The organism is Gracilimonas sp. (genome assembly GCF_035704785.1).
GTDB lineage: Bacteria > Bacteroidota > Rhodothermia > Balneolales > Balneolaceae > Gracilimonas.
Genome location: NZ_DASSWP010000164.1, coordinates 1 through 4,770, shown reverse-complemented (window position 1 = coordinate 4,770; position 4,770 = coordinate 1). Strand labels below are relative to the sequence as shown.

Below are 4,770 nucleotides of genomic sequence, written 5' to 3'. Positions count from 1 at the left end.
AAAAACATACATCACCGAACTTGAATCCGGATTTGACTCCATTCCTACGAAAAGAAAAGGGCAGCTTCGGGAAGTTGTAGAATACATTCGCTCAAAAATAGAGTCGGGGGAATTGGCCAAGCTTAATTTCATCTGTACGCATAACAGTAGGCGGAGTCACTTAGCGCAGATCTGGACAGCCACCGCTGCTCACCATTATGGAATAGAAGATATAGAAACCTATTCTGGTGGGACCGAAGCAACGGCCTTCAACTCAAGAGCAGTTGAAGCGATCAAGAGAGCCGGATTTGAGGTGAAAGATCCGGGCGTAGAAAATCCCAGATACGAGCTTTCCTTCAGTGATGATGCTAAACCCATGATCTGCTTCTCCAAGAAATTCGACGATAATTTCAACCCGGATAAAAACTTTGCCGCCATCATGACTTGCTCGGATGCCGATAAAAATTGTCCCTTTGTGTCGGGGGCTGAATTCCGAAAAGCCATTACCTATATCGATCCAAAAGAGGCGGACGGGACCGATCAGGAAGCGGAAGTCTATGATGAAAGGTGTCGGCAGATTGCCACTGAAATGTTTTATATGATGAATTTAGTAAGATCAAAGAATTAACAATGACATGAGGTAAAAACCATGAATACCCAAAATTTTATAGACACATTAGTATCAAATACAAACAAAGACCTTTTCTTCATTTTGCCGGATGATACCCGGCTTTCAGGCGACCTCCACATCACGGAAATTCAAAATCACAAAGTGGATTCTGTGGATTGCGGAGGCAATGAGCATCAGTACGATGAAACTGTAGTTCAGCTTTGGATCAACGAAACTTCGAGTGACGTAGCAGAATGGAGAACCGAGAAAGCCCTGAAGATCTTTGAGATCGTGGGCAAGAAGATCGAGTACAGGAATGATGCCGAATTATTTATAGAGTTTGGTGATTCTTCGCACCCAACCGTTCGGTATTCTGTGGGACGGATCGTAGAAACCTCTCAGGATGTGACCATTATGCTAACCGTGAAACCGACCGTTTGTAAGCCAAGCCTAAGTAAAACGGAAGAAATGGGAGTCTGCTGCTAAGATGACAGACTCAGAAAAACGAATGGATTTTTTCGAGCGGTACCTTTCATTGTGGGTTTTGCTTTGCATAACAATTGGAATCGGCGTTGGTTTTGTTGCTGGTGATTCTATACAAGTGATCAGCGATTGGGAGATCTACAAAGTAAACATTCCCGTTGCTATTTTGATCTGGTTGATGATCTATCCGATGATGCTTCAGGTCGACTTCGCCTCACTCAAAGAGATCAGGAAGTCACCCAAAGGCGTAGTATGGACAGTGATCATCAACTGGGCGATCAAGCCCTTCACCATGGCCTTTTTTGCATGGGTCTTTTTTGATCAGCTCTACTCGGCTTGGCTGAGTCCTGAGTTGGCTGACCAATACATCGCCGGAGCCATTTTACTGGGAGCCGCTCCATGTACCGCCATGGTTTTTGTATGGTCCTATCTCTCGGATGGCGACTCTAATTACACCCTGGTGCAGGTTTCGGTGAATGATATTCTGATCCTCGTTTTGTTTATTCCTATTGTAGGATTGTTGCTCGGTATAACCGACATTACCATTCCATGGAATACATTGGCTGCCTCAATCATTGTTTTTGTGGTGATACCACTTTTAGCCGGTTATCTTACCCATAAAATTGTAATCAGCCGAAAAGGAAAAGAGTGGTACACTTCAAAGTTCCTTCCCAAATTCAAACCGGTTTCTATTGCTGCCTTGCTGATCACGCTCATCTTGTTGTTTGCTTACCAGGGGGAAAGGATCGTGGCTCAACCGCTGGATATTCTGTTGATCGCCATTCCGCTGATCATTCAAACCTATTTCATCTTTGCGCTTGCATGGTACGGTGGGAAGAAGATCGGGTTGCCGTATCAGGTGTGCGCACCGGGTTCTTTGATCGGCGCCAGTAACTTCTTTGAGCTTGCTGTAGCCGTTGCCATCGCACTGTTCGGTTTGCAATCCGGCGCTGCTTTAGTAACGGTAGTAGGGGTGTTAATCGAAGTTCCGATCATGCTTTCGCTGGTGAAGTTTGCAAATAAAAGCAGGCTAAAATATTAAGAAAGAATTCAGAACTCAGGAATCAGAACTCAGTAAAAAATCTTCTGACTCCAGAGTTCTGACTCCTTTAATAAAAAAACTTTCCTCTTGCAGAACTGTTTATATTTTTTCAATGTTTAATCACCTGAAAACTTAACAAACGCCCGAAACAGTGATATTCGTAACACGCAGAGCTCATTTTAACGCCGCACACCGACTCCATAATTCTGACAAAAGCGATAAATGGAATCAGGATACCTTCGGCAAGTGCAATCTTCCCAACTGGCACGGTCACAACTATGTGATCGAAGTGACGGTAGCGGGAGAGCCGGATCCGGAAACAGGATTCATCATCGATCTTGGAAAGCTCAAATCCATCATCAAAGAAAAAATACTGGAGCCCTGCGATCACCGGAACTTGAATCTGGATGTCCCTTTCCTGCAGGGAATTATCCCGACCACGGAAAATCTAGTCCGCGCCTTTTTCGGGCAATTACGCCCGGAAGTGGAAGCCGCCTGCACCAATGGCGGGAAATTATATATGGTGAAATTATTCGAGACGGAACGAAATATCGCCGAATACTGTCCTTATCGGGGAATTTAAAAGTCTCTTTATTATCCAATTAGCAGTAACCCAAGAACTATGATCTCTCAACAAGTACAACGGCTCTACGACCCTACTTTTACGGTAACCCCAGAATACAAAGAATCTTTGCCCGACCTTCAAAACGGTCCGGCCTCTCTGATCGAGGGAGCAAATGTGCCCATTCAGCAAGTGGGGATTTCCAATTTCAAGCTTCCGCTAAAATTCAGGAGGAGAGAGGGAGAGCCCATTACGCTTGAGGCTTCAATAGATGGCTATGTAAGCCTCGAAATGGATAAGAAGGGGATCAATATGAGCCGCATCATGCGGACCTTCTACAAGTTCCAAGACAAGGTCTTTCATTTGGATCGGCTGGAGGAAATTCTGAAAGCTTATAAAGAGGATCTCGAAAGTCAGGAGTCGTTTCTGCGAATCTCATTCAACTACCCGATGATAATGGACAGTCTGCGTTCCGGAATGAAAGGATATCAGTACTATAAAGTACAGCTGGAAGGCCGGTTGGATAACTACGATCAGTTCCAGAAATACATGCATATTGATTTTGAATACAGCAGTGCGTGTCCATGCAGCTATGAACTGGCTGAACATGCCCGTGAGACAAGAGAGGTGGCTGCCATTCCTCACAGTCAGCGCAGTGTGGCTAATGTAACGGTTGCTTTAAAAGATGAATTTTTTGTGGAAGATCTGGTTCAGATCTGCCGGAATGCCCTTAAGACAGAAACTCAGGTAATGGTAAAGCGCGAAGACGAGCAGGCATTCGCCGAACTCAATGGAGCCTTTCAGAAATTTGTGGAGGATGCCGCTCGACTGCTCTATGATGAACTAGACAGCTACAACAGCATCCGCGACTTCGTGGTACGCTGTGTACACATGGAAAGCCTGCACAGTCATGATGCCGTAAGCCGTATTTGCAAAGGCCTGCCAAATGGGCTAAGATAATTTGTAATTTGTTCGCTGTAAATAATGCTACTGGTTGGGAACCATGATTTACAGGATTTGAGGATTGACCTGGTCGTTAAACGATCCCAATGGGATCATCGAATATAACCCGTCCGGTGGCTGCCAGTGAGTTTGTTATTTTTCGGAGATTGGACAAGAGGAATTAGTCATTTAGTATGTATAGAGCCTCATGTAACATTATGTAGCGTGAGCCTCACATTTGTTGCTTATAAATTATGTGCCTTCTGCTGTCAGAAGGCACATGTTGATCGCTTAAATGGAATTGTTTAATTAAAAAGTGTATCCAACTGATACCTTAACTACCCGGTTGTAAACTTTACTGTTGTCATTTTTACCAAGTTTTGAAAGTCCCAGATCGTAATTGGCATTGATGCGAAACCCATTTTGAAATTTATAACCGGTTCCAGCTACCATACCCAGATCAAACCTGTTGGCACCCTCTGTACTCCACTCTGATTCTTTATCTCCATCAAACTCCCAGGTCCATTTATTGTCAACCAGATAGGAGAATTGAGGTCCTGCAAATAGGTTAAAACCTGTAGGAAGAGAATATTTGACCAGTACGGGAAGATCAAGATAGTAGGATGTGGACCGGACTTTAAGATTAACATTCTGAATAGTTTCCTCTCCTCTGGCACCTTTTGTTGCTAAATAAAGTCCGGATTCAAGTTCCAAAGATCTTGAAAGCGGTGATTCAACAAATCCTCCAATTTGGAAGCCCGGATTTATATCCATATTAGAATCTCTGCCATCTTTTCCACCCCAGTTGGCGAAATCTACTCCTGCTTTTACACCGAAGGACATATTCTGTGAATAGACAAAAGTGCCTGCTCCGGTAATAAAAAACATAATTATTACTGCAATTGTTGATTTAATTATTTTATTCATTTTTGTATTAGTTTAATTGTTGGATATAGCTTTCTTACTATTTTCTGTTCTAACCCAACTCTGATGACAGATTTCTTTTAACGATTTTGTTCAGATTGGGATTGCAGATTTTCATCCCCGTCTCAGTGAACCTGAAAGGATTCACCCTATTTGAGTAGGTTGAAGCCCGGGGATGGAAATAAGATTAGCTATGGTTTAGCTTTAAGAACTAAATCACCCTATACA

General features: G+C 43.5%; 6 protein-coding genes. 5 read left to right on the top strand and 1 reads right to left on the bottom strand.

Annotated elements, in window-relative coordinates; translation table 11 throughout:
* The 5 genes from VFM80_RS09810 to folE2 all read left to right on the top strand — a co-directional run.
* The coding region (locus tag VFM80_RS09810; protein ID WP_395071647.1) for a protein-tyrosine-phosphatase at window positions 1–607 on the top strand (607 nt) is incomplete at its 5' end.
* A gap of 21 nt (window positions 608–628) precedes the next feature.
* Entirely contained in the window at window positions 629–1,075 is a 447-nt protein-coding gene (locus VFM80_RS09805) for a DUF6428 family protein (RefSeq protein ID WP_395071646.1), read from the top strand.
* 1 nt (window position 1,076) lies between these two features.
* Complete coding sequence (arsB, locus tag VFM80_RS09800; protein WP_395071645.1) at window positions 1,077–2,114, top strand: ACR3 family arsenite efflux transporter; 1,038 nt, start codon at window positions 1,077–1,079, stop codon at window positions 2,112–2,114.
* 151 nt (window positions 2,115–2,265) lie between these two features.
* The gene (locus VFM80_RS09795; protein WP_395071644.1) at window positions 2,266–2,697 is read left to right on the top strand and encodes a 6-pyruvoyl trahydropterin synthase family protein; all 432 of its coding nucleotides are present in this window, start codon (window positions 2,266–2,268) and stop codon (window positions 2,695–2,697) included.
* 39 nt (window positions 2,698–2,736) lie between these two features.
* Window positions 2,737–3,636: a GTP cyclohydrolase FolE2 gene (gene folE2 / locus VFM80_RS09790; RefSeq protein ID WP_395071643.1), complete on the top strand. Its 900-nt coding sequence runs from the start codon at window positions 2,737–2,739 to the stop codon at window positions 3,634–3,636.
* 291 nt (window positions 3,637–3,927) lie between these two features.
* Here the strand turns inward: folE2 and VFM80_RS09785 are convergent, their stop codons facing one another.
* Entirely contained in the window at window positions 3,928–4,545 is a 618-nt protein-coding gene (locus VFM80_RS09785) for a porin family protein (RefSeq protein WP_395071642.1), read from the bottom strand.
* Between the last annotated feature and the right edge of the window lie 225 nt (window positions 4,546–4,770).